Raw genomic sequence first — 16,425 nt, 5'->3', positions numbered from 1 at the left:
AAGCCATAAAGCTTCGTCGTTGCGCGATAGGCTCCCAGCGACCAAAAAGCCCTAACAATTCTCGGCTGATGGAGGCCAAACTCCACCCGCAAAGCCCGACGAGCACGCTGGCGGCGTTCCGGATCGAGCTTGAGAACGCCGAGCGAAGACATTTCCAGGGACCGGGCAGCGCCTGCCCGGATTGCCACGTCGACTTCACGTTCGCGCAACTCGCTCCAGCGAGGTCCAGGCTCAGCAAGTGCGGCTTCGTAGAACACCTCTGCGCCCCCCAACTGTTCGAAGAACGCCCGCTCGCTGCCCCCGACGGTCAGGTTGTGAATTGCCATCAGGCGAACATTGTCGGCCAGACCCGCGGCCATCATCGAAATGGCCGGCCACCCCTTGGGACCATCGACTAGAAAACCAACGCGGGCTCCGCGCAGCCTATTCGACCAACGGCCAAACTCTTCGTAGGCGCTGCCTTTGACAAGCTCGATCGGCAAATGCGCAAGACGCTGCCGACACGCCGCCGCGCGCGCCGAATCTTGCTCCAGGTCGATCGAGACAAGCCTGCGGCCACTCCGCCTGGCCCACTCACCCAGAATCTCTGTCGAGTAACCATCCTGACGACCGGACTCCACGACGACCGAAACGTCCTCGGTCATGCAGCACGCCAGAAAGAATGCCATTTCGCAGGGGAAAATGGCACCTTCCACCCATCGATCAACATATCCTTCGAGGACAAGTGCTGCCGCAATCTCTGCGGCGGCTTGGAGTGCTCCCAGGTCGTGTTTCGCCATGAGTTTGGCCTCGTTCAAATGTTCTGTGTCTTTGCTGGAGATCGATTCTGCAAAACGCGCCGCAAATCGATGATGCGCTCTCGTTCGACGATGACTATCGTAGCGCAAACCGCGACGCATAGACCGATTCTCGTTATCAGCGCCGGGACCATGTATGCATTGAACAGCCAGCTCAGGATAATGGCAGCGCTGCCCCAGACGACCCGACTATCATCAAAGCCGTCAAGGCGCTGGAACGAAATCGATTTCAAGTAGATGTAGGCTCGGAACAAAATCGCTTCAGCAAGAAGAACGATGACGACCCCCGCGAGTCCTCCGTTCCAGCCAACCCCTCCCACCTTACCGACGGCAAATGGCAAGGCGGCTAAGCAACAAATTGAAATCAGCGAACTCGCATTGGTGAGACTTCTCGCCCCGCCATTTGCATAAACGGTCGCATTTTGCGCTCTGCCCGAAACGTGAAGCAGCAGCAGCAATGCGAACCAAGGTACGAGTTGCGCTGCGGGGGTCAACCGGTCATGCGTCAGAATGGCCACAAACTCTTCGCCGAAACAGGAGAATGCCACGCCGAAAAGGGTAATCAGAACATGAATTGGCATCCACACCCGCTTGGTCAATGGAAAATGCCTTCGCGCATCTCGCGCCTCGGCCAGCGAGATCGACCAGACGTTAACCGCAACGGCATTGGTCCCAGCGAGCAATGTCCCATAGTAGAGACGGGCATGGCTGAGATATCCGACCGCTGAAAGGTTGAGATTTGCGGCGACGATTGAATTCTCTCCGATGCTGCGCAAGCCACCGGTAAGGCCCGCGGCAATCGAGGTAAGGCTGTGGGATCGAAGGACCGACATCCACCGACGGCTAGGCAGGTACCAGGGTTCCGCGCCGAGTGCGGTCATGGCAACAACGACGGAACATGCTTGCCCAACAACGGCTCCAACAAACAATGATGACAATCCCCAATGCAAGCCAAAGAGCGAGATCAACGTGCCGGCAAAAGAGCCAACTGCCTGCATAGCGATCTGGGCTGCGGCCGCGTTGCCACGACCAGCAACGGCAAAGACATTGGTCGCAAGCATCGTCGCCGTCTTCAAAGGAATGAGGAGAGCCGTCAGGATAAGAGTTGCGCGCGAGGCCTCATCGGGGACTGACATTATTTGCTGGAGCCAAGGCCAGGCCGCCAGAAACAAGACGGCGAGACTCGAGCTGAAAACGAGCGAGACCACAAAGAAGCTTGATAACATCCGCCGGCGCTCGGGTATCGAAGCAACCGAATAATTTGCTGGTAGCGCAAGAGAGCCGCCTGCATCGCCGAAAGCGCTAGCAAGCGCAGCCCACGACATCATCAGGGCAAAATAGCCGAAATCGGCCGCAGTCAACACGACGGTGGTCAACGGCAGGAGAGCGACAGACAGGACGGCTTGAAAGACCGTCGCGCTCACAAAGAACAGAACGCGCCCCGCGAAACGGCCGCGAAGCGCCGCAAGCCAGCTCACGCGGGCGAACTCCCGTTGCCGTTGACGGACAGGCCGACACAGACAAAGGACATCTGCATCCCCGTCTGCACGAACGGCTCAAAACGAAGGTGCGGATGCGCTTCGCAGAATTCGCGCCAAGCACGTCGTTCACCACGATCAGGATCCGCCCAGAAACAATTCCAATCGTCGAACACGATGATCGTGCCAACTTGCAGGAAATCGATGATGAACGAAAGGATGGGAACGGTGGATGCATAAAGATCGCAATCGATATAGACGACGGCGGCTTTGGCCGGAAGAAGGTCCCGAGCCAGATCTGACGTCAGACTGACGTCATAGAACCCCTTCACCGTCCGCAATCGGTCCGCCGGCATGCCATGACGTCGGCATATTCGCTTGAAGTCCTCCTCACCTGTCTTCAGCTTGCCCTGCTCCCAAGCGTCCTGACGGTCGATTTCCGATATGGCCGGCAATCCTTCGAACGAGTCGAAGGCTAGATAGCGCCAATCGAGCAGATGATGGAAGCTGTCATATGCCAGCCTCATGGTCTTGGCGCCGAAGCAGCCGAACTCCATGTAGTAACCGTTGATCGGCCGGTTGACGATCGCGAACCGAGCCGTGCAAAGGAACAGATATCTTCGCTCCTTGTCGATGTGACGCAAATACGTGAAGCGGACCCATCGCGCGCGAGCTGAGAAAACTGGCCCCTGCAGGACTGCGAATATTCGCCGCGCGAGCCGCTTGGTGCCGCTCGGCAGCCCCTCATAGGTCGGCAGCAAAGATGCACGTAAACGATCCTGCCAGTTCATAGCCTCACGTACCCTTGCCAGAGCCTATCCAAGACTGAGAATCCGATCCAAATCCGAAGTCCATGCATCAAGCAAGGGAAGCTCGGCAGCCCCGATCAGTTCGCATTCGACCAGGGCCTGATAGCAGCGACGCACATCCTGGCTGATGTGATCGGGTCCACCCTTGATCGGCAGGTCCTCGAGCATCAGTCGAATGCGATGGTTGTTCAGATAGCCCGGAATCTCGTCCTCAAAGTCCTTCATCAGATCATGTTCATTGCGATCCTGCCAGACAGTCGGCCCATGGAAGAGGATGTGCCAACCGCTTGCCCATGCGATGCGCTGAGCAATTAGGCTGCGCCAGATATCGGTCACTCGGAAGTTGCAATAGGACGGAAGATACATCAGCGGAAAGGCACTTGGCCACCAGCTCGTGTTCTGGCTATTGAACGGAACCCACGCGCCGGGCCCAAATGCCACGATCCGATCGGTCCTGAAGTTGTGAGGCAGGGGCAGCACCAGCCGGTAAAGCGCATCGACATCGGGATCTCCGTCGGCAAGCCCCTGCTGAATCGGACAATCTACCTCCGCAGACTCCAATGTCGCGAAGTCCGGAATAGGTTTCAGAACGTGATCTAGAGGCAGCCCACGCGGCCAAATATTTCCATCGGAAAAGTACCGATAGGCATTCACCCATCCATGTCCCGACAGAACCGGAGCAGTCAGCCTGCGGCTCCGGCCCTCGAAGAACTGCGGCCGCGCGAAATTGTCATCATCCGTCTCGACGACGACCTGCGCACCATTTGCGATCGCAGCCAGGTAGCCAATGTTCTTGCGCGCGTAATTTTTCACCGGCGCGAGATTTGCGTATGCGAAACCCGACTTGGCTTGATCCGCGATCCCAAGGAAGCGGCACCCCTCAATCGAGAAGTCTGCGGGACTCTTGGTATCCCCAACCACGAAAAAGTCGAAGCCCGAGCGAACAGCGTCCCTCGCGATGGTCTTCATGACCTCATTGGGAGGATTGATCGAGGTAATAATAATCGCTTGATTCATTCGGCTTGGACCGCTTAATTTGCCGCTTCTGCGCCAACTGCCTCAGGCGCAGTTGGTATTGGGCCTCCTCGCAAACAATTCCGGCATTATCAAGCAAAAAATGACCTTCGAACGAGGGATAACCGCCACGAAGCCAGTCGTTGCCGGGGAGCTATAACTTGCAGCGACGCAGGCGAATTGTTCTTTGTACCAAGGGGGTTCCAGACGAACGCGAGGGTGCTAGCCTCGTTATCATCTACAACTTCCTAGAGGGAATCCGCAGTCAATCATTCGACGTTCTTCATCTCGTCATACTCAACGAAGGCCACAAGGATCACGAGGCTTTCGAGGCATATCGTGAGTCTGTCTCAACCGACCACTTTGAGGTCCTCGCGGCGACCACCCGTAAGCTTGTCGTGCAGGGCGCGAGGGAACATCGGATAGATCTGTCGCCTGTCGCGAAGCTGATCGAACGGGGACGAGAATTTGCCGCCGACCTGTTTATTGCGTTCGACATCTTGCCCGCATGGCTTGGAGCCGAGATACCCGCCACGCGCAAGCTTGCTTGGCTGGGCGATCTCAATTTCCAGACGACCTATTATCACGGTCTCTACGGCCTTCAGGAACGCCCGTGGCGAATTTTCGCTTTTGCGAAGTACTGGTTGGCCGCGCGGAATTGGAAGCACGTCTATGCGCGTGTTTTATCATCATATGATGAAGTCATCGTGTCGGCAGCGTCGTCTGAAGAACAGCTCGACCGCCTCGGACTACGGAATCATCAATATTGTCCCTACCCTTGGCCTGTGATCGACGCTCCTGTCCCGTACCGCGCAAAGCCGGATACCCCCACTTTCATGTTCTTCGGCAATCTCGTGGGTCTCGGTTCGCGCTCGGCACTGCATTTTATGGTAACGCAGGTCTATAGTCCGCTGGTCAAGCTCTGGGGACCTGGGGGATTCAAGATTCTACTGGCCGGGCGAGGAAACCTGCCCGAATGGTTTGCCGAGGCGATCAAGGACAAGCCAGAATTTGTTCGCGTCGGCTTTGTCGAGAATCTTCCATCTACTCTGGCCGAATGTCACGCAGCACTGGTGCCCATCGACGTTCCGGTCGGCAACAGGACGCGCATCCTGTATGCACTCAGCCAGTCGACCCTCGTCATCGCCCATGAAAATGTGGCCCTCGGAAATGTGGCGCTTGTTGACGGTCAAACCTGCGCGCTTGCCGCCTCCGGCAGGGAGTTCGTCGCGCGGATGAAGCGAGCAGTCGATGATCCCCTTTGGGCGCGGCGAGTCGCGGAAGCGGGCCGCCAAGTTTACAAAGATCTCTTTAGCCCCGAGAAAGCGACGGCGGAGTTCATTGCACGGACCAACAGATTGCTCGAGGGCTAACTGCCGCTTCCCTTAGGAGCGCCAACATCACGGCCGCCATCGTCTGGCCCAAACCCGCGCGGAACGTGCCCGGCCGCACGACTATCCAGAAACCACCGATATGTCGTTTCCAAGCCTTGACGCAGCGACATCTTCGATCGCCAGCCGAGCCGCGTAAGCCGCTCAGTACTCAGCAGCCGGCGAGGCGCCCCTTCGGGCTTCGAAGCGTCGAAGCTAATGCGCCCGGCGAACCCGGCAACAGCAGCAACCAAGGTTGCAAGTTCGCGGATCGAGACGTCGAGACCACTGCCAATATTGATGATGTCGCCCGACGAATAATTCTTTAGGAGAAAAACTAGCGCGTCGGCGCACTCCTCGACGTGAACAAATTCGCGGCGCGCAGCCCCCCCACCCCAAACCACGACCTCGTCAAGCCTGCTGCTGACCGCATCGTGAAAACGGCGGATGAACGCCGGAATGACGTGGGAGTTCTCATTGTCGAAGTAGTCGCCCGGTCCGTAAAGATTTCCAGGGACTGCGGCTATAAAATCGAGGCCATATTGCTGGCGATATGCGGCGCACTGCATCATGCCCGCAATCTTTGCAACCCCATACCAAACGTTGGTCGGCTCTAGCGGCCCGGTCATCAAAGCTTCTTCGCGAATAGGCTGCTCCGCCAAGCGCGGGTAGACGCAAGAAGAGCTGACGAACAACAGCTTCTTGACGCCACCAGCCGCAGCCGCCTGAATCACGTTGTCCTGGATAGCGAGGTTGTCGGATAGGAAGCTCGCAGGATACCTGCTGTTTGCAAGCACTCCACCCACTCTGGCCGCGGCCAGCACAACAACCTCCGGATGCATCCTATCGAACCAGCTCCTTACTGCAGCTTGGTCACAAAGGTCGAGTTCTTCGCGCGCGACAGTGAGGATCTCGCAATTTTCGCTCGCAAGTCTGCGCGTGACTGCCGAGCCCAACATACCGCGATGGCCCGCTACCCAGATGCGGCGTCCCGCTAGATCAAACGTGGAATCCGACATCGCAGCACTCGCAATCGGCTCAAACTTGGCGCATGTAGATTGTTTCCCAGGGGCTTATAGCCGCGCATCAACCTGGGGGCAACCGCCGCTTTTCGGCCGTTCACGGTCCTGAGTTGGGGAATGCACTTTTCCTCACAGAGACATTCTGCGAGGCCCAGCCAAGAACGATCCTTGCCCGGGCAGAGCCCAGCGGGCATGCCATGCCTGCGTGCCGGGACGCTATCGCGGCAGGAAATCCGCCGGCAATCAGCACTCGGCCTGCAGGCTTCATGGAATCGTGTAGGTGAACCGCGGGATTGAGGGGTGTCATGGTCCTGTATCGAAAGAGGACCATCTGCAGGATACTGAGATGCACTACCGCCACTGGCGCCGACCGCGAGCGACGATTGCTTGCAGCCGCCGGCTGAAACACGCCGGATGAATCGGACGACGAAGCCACCGAAGAAGCAACTCCGGCAAAGAGGCTCGCCGGTGGCGCGGACGCCGGAGTTCGGCCAGCAAACGGATGAGGTTCTGAAGGAGTTCGGCTTCGGCGACGATGAGATCGCGAGGCTGAGAGAAGCCCGAGTCGCTTGAGGCACTCTCGGCCCTTCAGCCGCGCAGCCTCTGTCCCTCATATCAAATGGAAGTCCGCGGCAGAACTCGGCACTCCGATCGTGCCGTCTCCATTCAGATCCTGGTGGAAGACGGTCTCAAAATTCTCCAGAACCGCGCTGCTGGCAGACACACCATTCGGCGTCAGGTTTGCCGTAAAGTTGCCGTTCGCGTCCGTGCTCCAGAAGTCGTAATTGTCCGCTCCAGTCAGCTTCCAGGCAAAATCGAACCCCGTCGCKGTCTGCTCCGCACCGATTGGGACCCAGGGTGCGAATTGACCGCTCGTCGCCGCCGCGCCGTTGTACTTCAGAATGGGACCGGAGCTGCCGAGCTCGAAGTTACTTCCCACCTGCAGCAGGCTGGTCGAGCCAAATGACTCGATGGTCGCGACCGGGGCCGTCGGCACCCCGATCGTGCCGTCTCCGTTCAGGTCCTGGTGGAAGATGGTCTCAAAATTCTCYAGRACCGCGCTGCTGSCAGACACACCATTCGGCGTCAGGTTTGCCGTAAAGTTGCCGTTCGCGTCCGTGCTCCAGAAGTCGTAATTGTCCGCTCCAGTCAGCTTCCAGGCAAAATCGAACCCCGTCGCTGTTTGTTCCGCACCGATTGGGACCCAGGGTGAGAATTGACCGCTCGTCGCCGCCGCGCCGTTGTACTTCAGAATGGGACCCGAGCTGCCTAGCTCGTAATTATTCCCAACCTGGAGCAAGCTTGTCGAGCCAAACGACTCGATCGCAATCGGCGTGAGTTGGCTGATCAGCGTCGCACTTGCGACCGCGCCATCCCCGAATTGAAAATTCTCCACGCCCGTGACCGTATCGGTCCCGTCAGGTGAGCCGGGACGCTGGTCGACGATGGTGAAGGTCTGCGTCGCCGAATCATAGGTGATGGCGTAGCTGGCTTCGCTGCCCGAATACACTGCCGTATCCGTGCCGGCTCCACCGATGATGGTATCGTTGCCGCCGCCGCCGGTGATCGTGTCGTTACCCGCGCCGCCATTCAGCACGTTCGCGGTGGCGTTGCCGACAATCGTGTCGTTGCCGGAGCCGCCGATGGCGTTGTCGATGTAGGAATGCGCGTCGTTGTTGTAGAGGTACGCATTGTAGACGTTGCCGGCCGCGTAATGGCCGTTGCCGAGATAGGCCAGCTGCGTGGCGGAAAATACCGACGACGCACCGGGATTGAGGTTGATGCTGAGGTTCGTCGTGTAGTTCGACAGATCGTAAGTGTCGACGCCGCCGCCGTCCCATATCGTCTCGAAGATGCGGTTGGCCGAACCGCCCGCCCCGCCATTGTCCGCAGGCTGGCCGACGCCGTTGATGAACTCCTGGCCCGTGGTCGGGCTCCACGTGTAGACGGTGTTGCTGCTCTGCGTGGTGTAGTTCGCGCCGTACATTGTTTGCAGCGCGAGGATATCGTTGGCCATGTAGGTCTGCGGATATCCGTACGCTTCATTCGTGTAGCCGGTCAGCGGACCGCCGACATAGCTACGATAGCTCATGACGGTGTATTCGCTGTCGTCATGCGCGGTCGGCACCGCGACGTTGGCGGGGCCGCCCGTCTCCTGGCTGTGCTTGAGGCCGAGAGCATGGCCAAGCTCGTGCAGCGCCGTCGTGAAATAGTAGTTGCCGAGCCTCGCCTGGGTGTAATCGTATTGGGTCCCGAACCACACATCGCCGCCGGCGGCATAGTTGCCGGGATAGTAGGCGTAGGAAGTCGGATTGGCCGCCGGCGACTGCGCGATCATGATGTCGGCGCCGTTGGTCCCCGCGTACTGGATGCTGGCGTTGGTGTAGCTGAGGATCAGCCCGATCGCGTAGTTGATCGCCGCCTGCATCTGGCTGGGCGCGGAAGCAAAGCCGGAGGTGGTCGGTTCGCTGTCGCCACCGCTGTAGGGATTGGCATAGTCGCTGGGCGAGTCGGGAAAGCTGTAGGTGATCGCGCCGGACCATTTGTAGCCCGACAGCATGCCGTCGATATCGGCGTTGTTGGTCGCACTAACCGTGACAGCGTTGGCCAAGGGAATCTCCGGAATACCAGGGCGCACGATTCGGGCGCAGGCCGACGATTCTAGCGACAGATTGATACCTTTGGTTTAAACTTGGCAACACGACCGCCCCCCTTCCCTAATGCCGTGTTGGCCACCAAATCCCGTAATCATACGGGCCCAGACAACCGGTCTGGCGCGTCCTGCTTCGCCGGCAATCTGCAAGGTAGCCCATGAGATTACGCCCACTCCCGGCCGGTCTGTTCGGTGCCCTGGCGGTGCTGGCCGCGTCGTATCATCTGCCCTTCGGAGGACTGCCTGCCATGGCCGAAAAAGCCAACGCGGACGACACTGGCAGGGCGCTGCGCGCGCCCTCGGTTCCACCGGCGCGCGACCCTTCGGCCGCCGTTGCCGAGGAATATGAGCTCGCCCGCAGCAAGGGAACGGCGGAAGCATTCGAGCTCTTCATCGCCCGCCACGGCGACGATCCCCTCGCCGACAAGGCGCGCGCCCAGCTGAAGCGCCTGTCGCGCTGATGCCGTAACGCATCGCAGCAAGGCCACGTCAGGCATCCCATTTTGGCAGGCGGCATCGGCGCGGGCGGCGGCTTGCCGCATGATCTTTCGGCACTATGGTAGGCGCGCAATCTGTCCCGGAGCCCTTCAAAATGCCCTTTCCGCACGCCTCGGAAGCCCTGTCACGTTTCACCGTGCTCGATCTGACCCGGGTGCGGTCCGGGCCCACCTGCGTGCGGCAGCTTGCCGATTGGGGTGCCAACGTCATCAAGATCGACGCACTACTGGAGGACGGCGGCGGCGAGCAGCCGGGCGGCCCGCGCCCCGGCTCGGACTTCCAGAATTTGCACCGCAACAAGCGGGCCATGACGCTCAACCTGAAGGACGAGCGCGGGCTGGCCGTCTTCAAGCGGCTCGCCGCCAAGGCCGACGTCGTGGTCGAGAATTTCCGTCCCGACGTGAAGAAGAAGCTCGGCATCGACTACGAGGCCTTGCGCGCGGTCAACCCGCGCATCGTCTATGGCAGCATCTCCGGCTTCGGCCAGGACGGCCCCTATCACAAGCGGCCGGGCTTCGATCAGATCGCGCAAGGCATGGGCGGGCTGATGTCGATCACCGGCGCGCCTGGCGAGGGCCCGATGCGGGTCGGCATTCCCGTGGCCGACCTCACGGCGGGCCTGTTCTGCGCGATCGGCATCCTCACCGCTCTTCTGGAGCGCGAGGTCTCGGGCCAAGGCCAGTGGGTGCAGACCTCGCTGCTGCAGGCCCAGATATTCATGCTCGACTTCCAGGCCGCGCGCTGGCTGATGGAGAAGGAGGTCGCCAAGCAGGCCGGCAACAACCATCCGACCAGCATTCCGACCGGCGTGTTCAAGACCTCCGACGGCTACATCAACATCGCCACGACAGGCGGTCGGATCTGGGAGCGCTGCGCCCAGGCCGTCGGCGCGCCGGAGCTCGTCACCAATCCCGATTATGCGACCGCGCCGGTCCGCTCCAAGAACCGCGACGCCCTCAACGCCGAGATCGAGAAGCGCACCGTGACGAAGCCGACCGAGACCTGGGTCAGGGAGCTCAACGAGGCCGGCGTGCCCTGCGGACCGATCTACGCCATCGACCAGATGTTCGAGGACGTCCAGGTCCGCCATCTCGGCATCGCCCAGGACGTGCCGAACCAGGAGGACCGCCAGATCCGTCTGGTCGGCCAGCCCGTTACGCTGTCGCGCACGCCAAGCCACATGGTGGCACGGCCACCGGAGTTCGGCGAGCAGACGGAGGATGTGCTTGCCGAGTTCGGCTTTGCTGCCGAGGAGATTGCGACGCTAAGGAAGGCCAAGGTCGTATGAGTTCAACTTATGGATAACATTGAGTAAACAGCGCAAGATATTGATTTATAGATACATTCTTGCCGTCACCAAGAAATCGGCAGAGCCGTTTCCGGTCACGCCTTAACCGGGCGCCGTAACTGTCCGATGCGGCCGACCAAGCGTTCGATCATCGGCCAGAACAGCAGCACGATCGCGAGCGTCGTGATCGAGCCGACCAGGCCGTTCGACCAGAACACCCTGAGGTCGCCTGCGGAGCCGATCATCGAGAGGCGGAAGGCGTCCTCGGCGCGGTTGCCGAGCACCAGCGCCAATGTGAACGGCGCCAGCGGAATGCCGATCTTCTTGAAGACGTAGCCGACCACGCCAAAGCCCAGCATCAGCCAGATGTCGAACATGGCGTTCTGGATCGCGTAGGCGCCGATCGCGCAGGACACCACGATCATCGGCGCGACCGCCGCGAACGGTACGCGCAGGATGGAGGCGAAGATCGGCACGGTCGTCAGCACCAGCGCGAGGCCGACGACGTTGCCGAGATACATCGAGGCGATCAGGCCCCAGACGAAATCCTTGTGCTCGACGAACAGCAACGGCCCCGGATTGAGCCCCCACACCATCAGCCCGCCGAGCAGGATCGCAGCGGTGCCGGAGCCGGGGATGCCGAGCGCCAGCATCGGCAGCAGCGCCGAGGTGCCGGAAGCGTGCGCGGCCGTCTCTGGCGCGAATACGCCCTCGATACGGCCCTTGCCGAAGCTCTCGGGATCCTTCGCGAAACGCTTGGCAAGATTGTAGCCCATGAAGGACGCCGCGATCGCGCCGCCCGGCGTGATGCCGAGCCAGCAGCCGATGAAGGACGAGCGCACCAGCGTCACCCAATATTTCGGCAGGTCCTTCCAAACGCTCAGCACGACGCGCAGCGAGATGCTCGCGGCATGGCCGCGGAGCGCCAGGCGCTCCTCCATGGTCAGCAGGATCTCGCTGATGCCGAACAGGCCAATGACCGCGACCAGAAAGTTGATGCCGCGCAAGAGTTCCGCCGAGCCGAAGGTCATGCGCAACTGGCCCGACACGGTGTCCATGCCGACGCCGGCCAGCAGAAGCCCAAGCGACATCGAGATGACCGTCTTGTGCTTGGCCTCGCGCCCGAGGCCGACGAAGGAGCAGAAGGTCAACAGATACACCGCGAAGAATTCCGGCGGGCCAAACTTCAGCGCAAACGACGAGATCATGGGCGCGAGGAAGGTAATCAGCAGCACCGCGACCAGAGAGCCGATGAAGGAGGACGTGAACGCCGCCGTCAGCGCCTCGGCCGCCCTGCCCTGCTGCGCCATCGGATAGCCGTCGAAGGTGGTCGCGACCGACCAGGCCTCACCGGGAATGTTGAACAGGATCGAGGTGATGGCGCCGCCGAACAGCGCGCCCCAATAGATGCAGGACAGCATCACGATCGCCGAGGTCGGATCCATCGTGAAGGTGAGCGGCAACAGGATCGCCACGCCGTTGGGTCCGCCGAGCCCCGGCAGCACGCCGACGAAGACGCCGAGCACGAGCCCGACCATCATCAGCACGAGCGTCTTGCCCGTGAGCAGGACCGCAAATCCGTGAACCAAAAGACCGAAGGCTTCCATCGCGGGCTCGCCTAGTAGCCGAAGGCCGCTTCCAGCGGCCCCTTCGGCATGATGACGTCGAAGGCAATGTCGAAGGTGACGAACATGATCGCCGTGAACAGGAAGGCGGTGAGCAGCGACTTCCACAGCGCGATCTTGCCGATGAGGCGCATGAAGCCGGCGATCAGGAGGAAGCTCGCGACATAGAGGCCCAGGAACTGCATCACGAGGCAAAACAGCAGCGTCGGCACGAACACCGCCATCACACGGCGGGCCTGCGCGCGCGTGACGAAGGTCGCGGCCGCCGCGCGGCGCGCGATAAGCGCCGCGATCAGGCCGTAGAGGCTGGCCCCTCCGAGGATGATGGCGAGATAGAACGGGAAGTAGCCGGGCTCGGGCCCGGTTGCATCCCATGAGATGCCGGTGCGCCAGTTGTCGTAGCCGAGCGTTGCGGCAAGCGCGAGCAGCAGCAGCGAGACGACGATCTCGATCGTGCCGGAGCTGACGATCGCGGGGGAGTCGTCTTCAGGCGCGGTCGGATCCTCGACGACGATTTCTAGATCGGTTTGGGACATGGCGAACAACGAACGCTGTGGCAAATCCCCTCTCCTCGCTTGCGGGAGAGGGTTAGGGTGAGGGGGGTCTCCACGAAGACGGTGAAAGCCGAACTCGCGGAGAGTTCCCCTCACCCGCATCGCATCTTCGATGCGATGCGACCTCTCCCCGCAAGCGGGGCGAGGTGAAGACCGCGACTACTTCGCGACGAATCCGGCTTCCGTCATCAGCGACTTGTTCAGCGCCTCGTCCTCCTCGAGGAATTTCACCATGTCCTTGCCGGTGAGGAAGATCGGCTTCAGCGCCTGCTTCTCCATGTACTCCTTGTACTCCGGCGTCTGCGTCACCTTCTGGAACAGCTCGACATAGAACGCCTGCTGCTCCGGCGTGACCTTGCCCGGCAGGAACATTGCGCGCAGCATCAGGTACTGGACGTCGACGCCCTCCTCCTTGCAGGTCGGGACGTCGGCCCAGGACTGCGTTTCCGTTACCTTGCTGGTGTAGGAGATGCGCTCCTTGTCGAACACGCAGAGCGGACGGACCTGGCCCGCGCGCCAGACTTCGAGATTTTCGGACGGGTTGTTGACGTTGGATTCGGTGTGGTTGCCGACGAGCTGGGTCGCGGCCTCGCCGCCGGACTTGTAGGGCAGATAGGAGAATTTCGCGCCGGTCTTCTGCTCGAGGAACACGGTCAGCACGTGGTCCTCGCGCTTGGAGCCGGTGCCGCCCATCTTGAACGGCGAGCTCGCGGCCTTCGCGGCCTCGACGAATTCCTTCACCGTCTTGGGACCAGCGCTGTTGTCCCACAGCACGAACTGGTCGAGCGCGATCACGGACACCGGTGTCAGCTCGCGCCAGTTGAAGGGAATCTTGGCAGACAGCGGCAGCATGTAGATCAGCGAATAGGCGATCAGCACCTTGTTCGGATCGCCCTCGCTGGACTTCATGTACATCAGCGCTTCCGCGCCCGACGCGCCGCCCTTGAGCGAGACGACCATCGGCTGCTTCATCAGATTGTTCTTCTGGATCGCGGCCTGCATCATCCGCGCCATCTGATCGGAGGCGCCGCCTGCGCCAGCCGCGACCACGATCTCGACCGGCTTGGTCGGCTCCCAACCGGCGAAGGCCGGCGCGCTCAACAACAGGGCCGTCGCAGCGCCGACGGCTTTCACTGGAATTCGCACGAGTTTCGTCCCCTGGTTCTTATTGGCTTTGTATTGCCGGGAAATCTATCGGTGCATTGTGCGGGCTAATACTGACGAGTTCAAGCAGGCGGACATTCCGCCGCATATGACTTTCGGCTGACGGGCGCGCGGGACTTACTTGCCCTTCCAGTTGGGCGTGCGCTTGTTGAGGAAAGCGTCCATGCCCTCGCGGAAATCTTCGCTCATATAGGCCTTCAGGATCAGGTCCTCGCCCTCTTCGCGCGACAGCGTGCGGCGGATGCGGCGCACCGCCTCCTTGGTTGCCTCCAGCGTCAACGGCGCGTGGCTGGCGACGAGCTTTGCGGTCTCGTCGGCGCGGCGCTGCAGCGTCTCGACGTCGGGCACGACCTCGTTGAGCAGGCCGAGCGCCAGCGCCTCCGGCGCCTCGACGAGGCGCGCCTTGAAGATCAGGTCCTTGGTGCGGGCCGGTCCCACCAGCGAGACGACGCGGCTGATGTTCGACATCGACAGGCAGTTGCCCAGCGTACGCGCGATCGGAAAGCCCATGCGCGTCGTTTCGGTGCCGATGCGGAGGTCGCAGCAGGCCGCAATGCCGGCACCACCGCCGGTGCAGGCGCCTGCGATCGCCGCGATCACAGGCACGCGGCACTGCTCCAGCGTGCCGAGCACGCGGTCGATCCGCGCCTCGTAGTCGAGCGCGTCCTGCGCGGTCTTGAAGGCGCGGAACTGCGAGATGTCGGTGCCGGAGGCGAACGCCTTGTCGCCGGCGCCGGTCAGGATCAGCGCCTTGATCGAGCGGTCGGCGTTGATCTCCTGACAGATCTCCGCCATGCGCTCATACATGGCGAAGGTCAGCGCGTTGCGCGCCTGCGGGCGGTTGAAGGTGATCCGCGCGATGCCGTCCTGGACGGAGTAGAGCAGGTCTTCGTTAGCAGTCGCAGGTAGGTTCATCGCGCGCTCTCTTCACTTGACTCAAACTTGGTTCAGGCGACCTGCGCCTTGGCCATCGGCACCGCGTCGCGTCCCTTCAGGACGTCCATGGCGGCCAGCACGCCGCCGCTGCGATGCGGGACCTTGGCGAGATCGAGGCCCATCTCGACGCCGGCGAGCGTACCCATCAGCATCAGGTCGTTGAAATGACCGATATGGCCGATGCGGAACACCTTGCCCTTGACCTTGTTCAGGCCGGTGCCGAGCGACATGTCGAAATTCTCCAGCACCACCTTGCGGAAGTTGTCGGCGTCATGGCCCTCGGGCATGCGCACGCCGGTCAGCGCCGGCGAATGCGCGCCTGCATCGGCGCACTGCGTCTCCAGGCCCCAGACCTTGACCGCCGCGCGGGTCGCCGCACTGTGGCGCTTGTGGCGGGCCCAAACGTTTTCGAGCCCCTCCTCTTCCAGCATCTTCACCGCTTCGCGCAGGCCGTAGAGCAGATTGGTGGCAGGCGTATAGGGGAAGGTGCCGAGCTTGTTGAAGCTGATGACTTCCTGCCAGTCCCAGTAAGAACGCATGCCCTGATTGGCCTTCGCAACCGCGAGCGCCTTCTCCGAGACGGCGTTGAAGCCGAGGCCCGGCGGCAGCATCAGCCCCTTCTGGGAGCCGGCGACCGAGACGTCGATGCCCCAGGCGTCGTGCTCATATTCCATCGAGCCAAGGCCGGAGATGGTGTCCACCATCAGCAGCGCCGGATGCTTCACCTTATCGAGGATCTTGCGCACCTCGAGCGGGGGCGTCAGGCAGCCGGTCGAAGTCTCGTTGTGCACGACGCAGACCGCCTTGATCGCGTGCTGCTTGTCGGCGGAAAGCCGCTTCTCGATCTCGGCGAGATCGGCGCCATGGCGCCAGTCGCTCGGAATGAAGTCGACGTCGAGCTTGAACTTGTCGGCGATGCCGCGCCATAGCACTGCGAACTGGCCGGTCTCGCACATCAGCACCTTGTCGCCGGGGGCGACCACGTTGACCATCGCCGCTTCCCATGCGCCGGTCCCGGACGAGGGGAAGATGATCACGGGCTGCTTTGTCCGGAACACCCGCTGCATCGAGGCAAGAACCGCGAAACCGAGCTCGGCGAACTCCGGACCGCGATGGTCCAGCGTCGGCATATCCATCGCCCGAAGCACCCGGTCGGGTACGTTGGTCGGTCCTGGAATCTGGAGAAAATGCCTTCCAGTATGCACGGTCATCGGCGT

The 16,425-nt window shown here is 61.3% G+C and carries 14 protein-coding genes; 3 read left to right on the top strand and 11 right to left on the bottom strand.

Annotated elements, in window-relative coordinates:
• The 4 genes from AXW67_RS07455 to AXW67_RS07440 form a co-directional block, all read right to left on the bottom strand.
• The coding region (locus tag AXW67_RS07455) for a hypothetical protein (RefSeq protein WP_161491236.1) at positions 1-779 on the bottom strand (779 nt) is incomplete at its 3' end.
• Between the two features lie 14 nt (positions 780-793).
• Positions 794-2,275: a lipopolysaccharide biosynthesis protein gene (locus AXW67_RS07450; protein WP_063677331.1), complete on the bottom strand. Its 1,482-nt coding sequence runs from the start codon at positions 2,273-2,275 to the stop codon at positions 794-796.
• Positions 2,272-3,066 (bottom strand): TylF/MycF/NovP-related O-methyltransferase, encoded by a 795-nt coding sequence (locus tag AXW67_RS07445; protein ID WP_082907813.1) that lies wholly within the window; start codon positions 3,064-3,066, stop codon positions 2,272-2,274. The genes AXW67_RS07450 and AXW67_RS07445 overlap by 4 nt, the downstream gene beginning before the upstream one ends.
• A gap of 24 nt (positions 3,067-3,090) precedes the next feature.
• Entirely contained in the window at positions 3,091-4,101 is a 1,011-nt protein-coding gene (locus AXW67_RS07440) for an STELLO glycosyltransferase family protein (RefSeq protein ID WP_063677329.1), read from the bottom strand.
• Between the two features lie 158 nt (positions 4,102-4,259).
• Here AXW67_RS07440 and AXW67_RS07435 point away from each other — a divergent pair, with 158 nt between their 5' ends.
• A complete protein-coding gene (locus AXW67_RS07435) occupies positions 4,260-5,471 on the top strand; it encodes a glycosyltransferase (RefSeq protein WP_145927473.1) in 1,212 nt (403 codons plus the stop codon).
• On the opposite strand, the gene AXW67_RS07430 is transcribed toward AXW67_RS07435, so the two are convergent.
• On the bottom strand, positions 5,468-6,487 hold the full coding sequence (locus AXW67_RS07430) for a GDP-L-fucose synthase family protein (RefSeq protein ID WP_063677327.1): 1,020 nt from the start codon (positions 6,485-6,487) through the stop codon (positions 5,468-5,470). The two genes, AXW67_RS07435 and AXW67_RS07430, sit on opposite strands and share 4 nt — an antisense overlap.
• A gap of 613 nt (positions 6,488-7,100) precedes the next feature.
• Positions 7,101-9,101, bottom strand: coding sequence for a M10 family metallopeptidase C-terminal domain-containing protein (locus AXW67_RS07425; protein ID WP_245315457.1), 2,001 nt, complete (start codon positions 9,099-9,101; stop codon positions 7,101-7,103).
• A 200-nt stretch (positions 9,102-9,301) separates the two neighbouring features.
• On the opposite strand from AXW67_RS07425, the gene AXW67_RS07420 reads away from it, so the two are divergent.
• Both AXW67_RS07420 and AXW67_RS07415 read left to right on the top strand, forming a co-directional pair.
• Positions 9,302-9,604, top strand: coding sequence for a hypothetical protein (locus AXW67_RS07420; RefSeq protein WP_063677326.1), 303 nt, complete (start codon positions 9,302-9,304; stop codon positions 9,602-9,604).
• A gap of 131 nt (positions 9,605-9,735) precedes the next feature.
• The gene (locus AXW67_RS07415) at positions 9,736-10,929 is read left to right on the top strand and encodes a CaiB/BaiF CoA transferase family protein (RefSeq protein ID WP_063677325.1); all 1,194 of its coding nucleotides are present in this window, start codon (positions 9,736-9,738) and stop codon (positions 10,927-10,929) included.
• Between the two features lie 95 nt (positions 10,930-11,024).
• Here the strand turns inward: AXW67_RS07415 and AXW67_RS07410 are convergent, their stop codons facing one another.
• The 5 genes from AXW67_RS07410 to AXW67_RS07390 form a co-directional block, all read right to left on the bottom strand.
• Positions 11,025-12,536, bottom strand: a complete 1,512-nt coding sequence (locus AXW67_RS07410) for a tripartite tricarboxylate transporter permease (RefSeq protein ID WP_063677324.1) — start codon at positions 12,534-12,536, stop codon at positions 11,025-11,027.
• Positions 12,537-12,547: 11 nt separating this feature from the next.
• Positions 12,548-13,090 carry a tripartite tricarboxylate transporter TctB family protein gene (locus AXW67_RS07405; protein ID WP_063677323.1) on the bottom strand — a complete coding sequence of 181 codons (543 nt, stop codon included), beginning with the start codon at positions 13,088-13,090 and terminating at the stop codon, positions 12,548-12,550.
• Between the two features lie 177 nt (positions 13,091-13,267).
• Positions 13,268-14,254: a Bug family tripartite tricarboxylate transporter substrate binding protein gene (locus tag AXW67_RS07400; RefSeq protein ID WP_063677322.1), complete on the bottom strand. Its 987-nt coding sequence runs from the start codon at positions 14,252-14,254 to the stop codon at positions 13,268-13,270.
• Positions 14,255-14,389: 135 nt separating this feature from the next.
• Entirely contained in the window at positions 14,390-15,187 is a 798-nt protein-coding gene (locus tag AXW67_RS07395; RefSeq protein ID WP_063677321.1) for an enoyl-CoA hydratase/isomerase family protein, read from the bottom strand.
• Positions 15,188-15,219: 32 nt separating this feature from the next.
• Positions 15,220-16,419: a pyridoxal-phosphate-dependent aminotransferase family protein gene (locus AXW67_RS07390; RefSeq protein ID WP_027555033.1), complete on the bottom strand. Its 1,200-nt coding sequence runs from the start codon at positions 16,417-16,419 to the stop codon at positions 15,220-15,222.
• Between the last annotated feature and the right edge of the window lie 6 nt (positions 16,420-16,425).

Source organism: Bradyrhizobium neotropicale, assembly GCF_001641695.1.
In the GTDB taxonomy this organism is placed as follows: domain Bacteria; phylum Pseudomonadota; class Alphaproteobacteria; order Rhizobiales; family Xanthobacteraceae; genus Bradyrhizobium; species Bradyrhizobium neotropicale.
This window is presented reverse-complemented; position numbering and strand designations above follow the sequence as displayed.

Coding starts and splice junctions, on each gene's coding strand:
- AXW67_RS07445 (WP_082907813.1), bottom strand. CDS start 3,066: ATGAACTGGCAGGATCGTTTACGTGCATCTTTGCTGCCGACCTATGAG.
- AXW67_RS07440 (WP_063677329.1), bottom strand. CDS start 4,101: ATGAATCAAGCGATTATTATTACCTCGATCAATCCTCCCAATGAGGTC.
- AXW67_RS07430 (WP_063677327.1), bottom strand. CDS start 6,487: ATGTCGGATTCCACGTTTGATCTAGCGGGACGCCGCATCTGGGTAGCG.
- AXW67_RS07420 (WP_063677326.1), top strand. CDS start 9,302: ATGAGATTACGCCCACTCCCGGCCGGTCTGTTCGGTGCCCTGGCGGTG.
- AXW67_RS07415 (WP_063677325.1), top strand. CDS start 9,736: ATGCCCTTTCCGCACGCCTCGGAAGCCCTGTCACGTTTCACCGTGCTC.
- AXW67_RS07410 (WP_063677324.1), bottom strand. CDS start 12,536: ATGGAAGCCTTCGGTCTTTTGGTTCACGGATTTGCGGTCCTGCTCACG.
- AXW67_RS07405 (WP_063677323.1), bottom strand. CDS start 13,090: ATGTCCCAAACCGATCTAGAAATCGTCGTCGAGGATCCGACCGCGCCT.
- AXW67_RS07395 (WP_063677321.1), bottom strand. CDS start 15,187: ATGAACCTACCTGCGACTGCTAACGAAGACCTGCTCTACTCCGTCCAG.
- AXW67_RS07390 (WP_027555033.1), bottom strand. CDS start 16,419: ATGACCGTGCATACTGGAAGGCATTTTCTCCAGATTCCAGGACCGACC.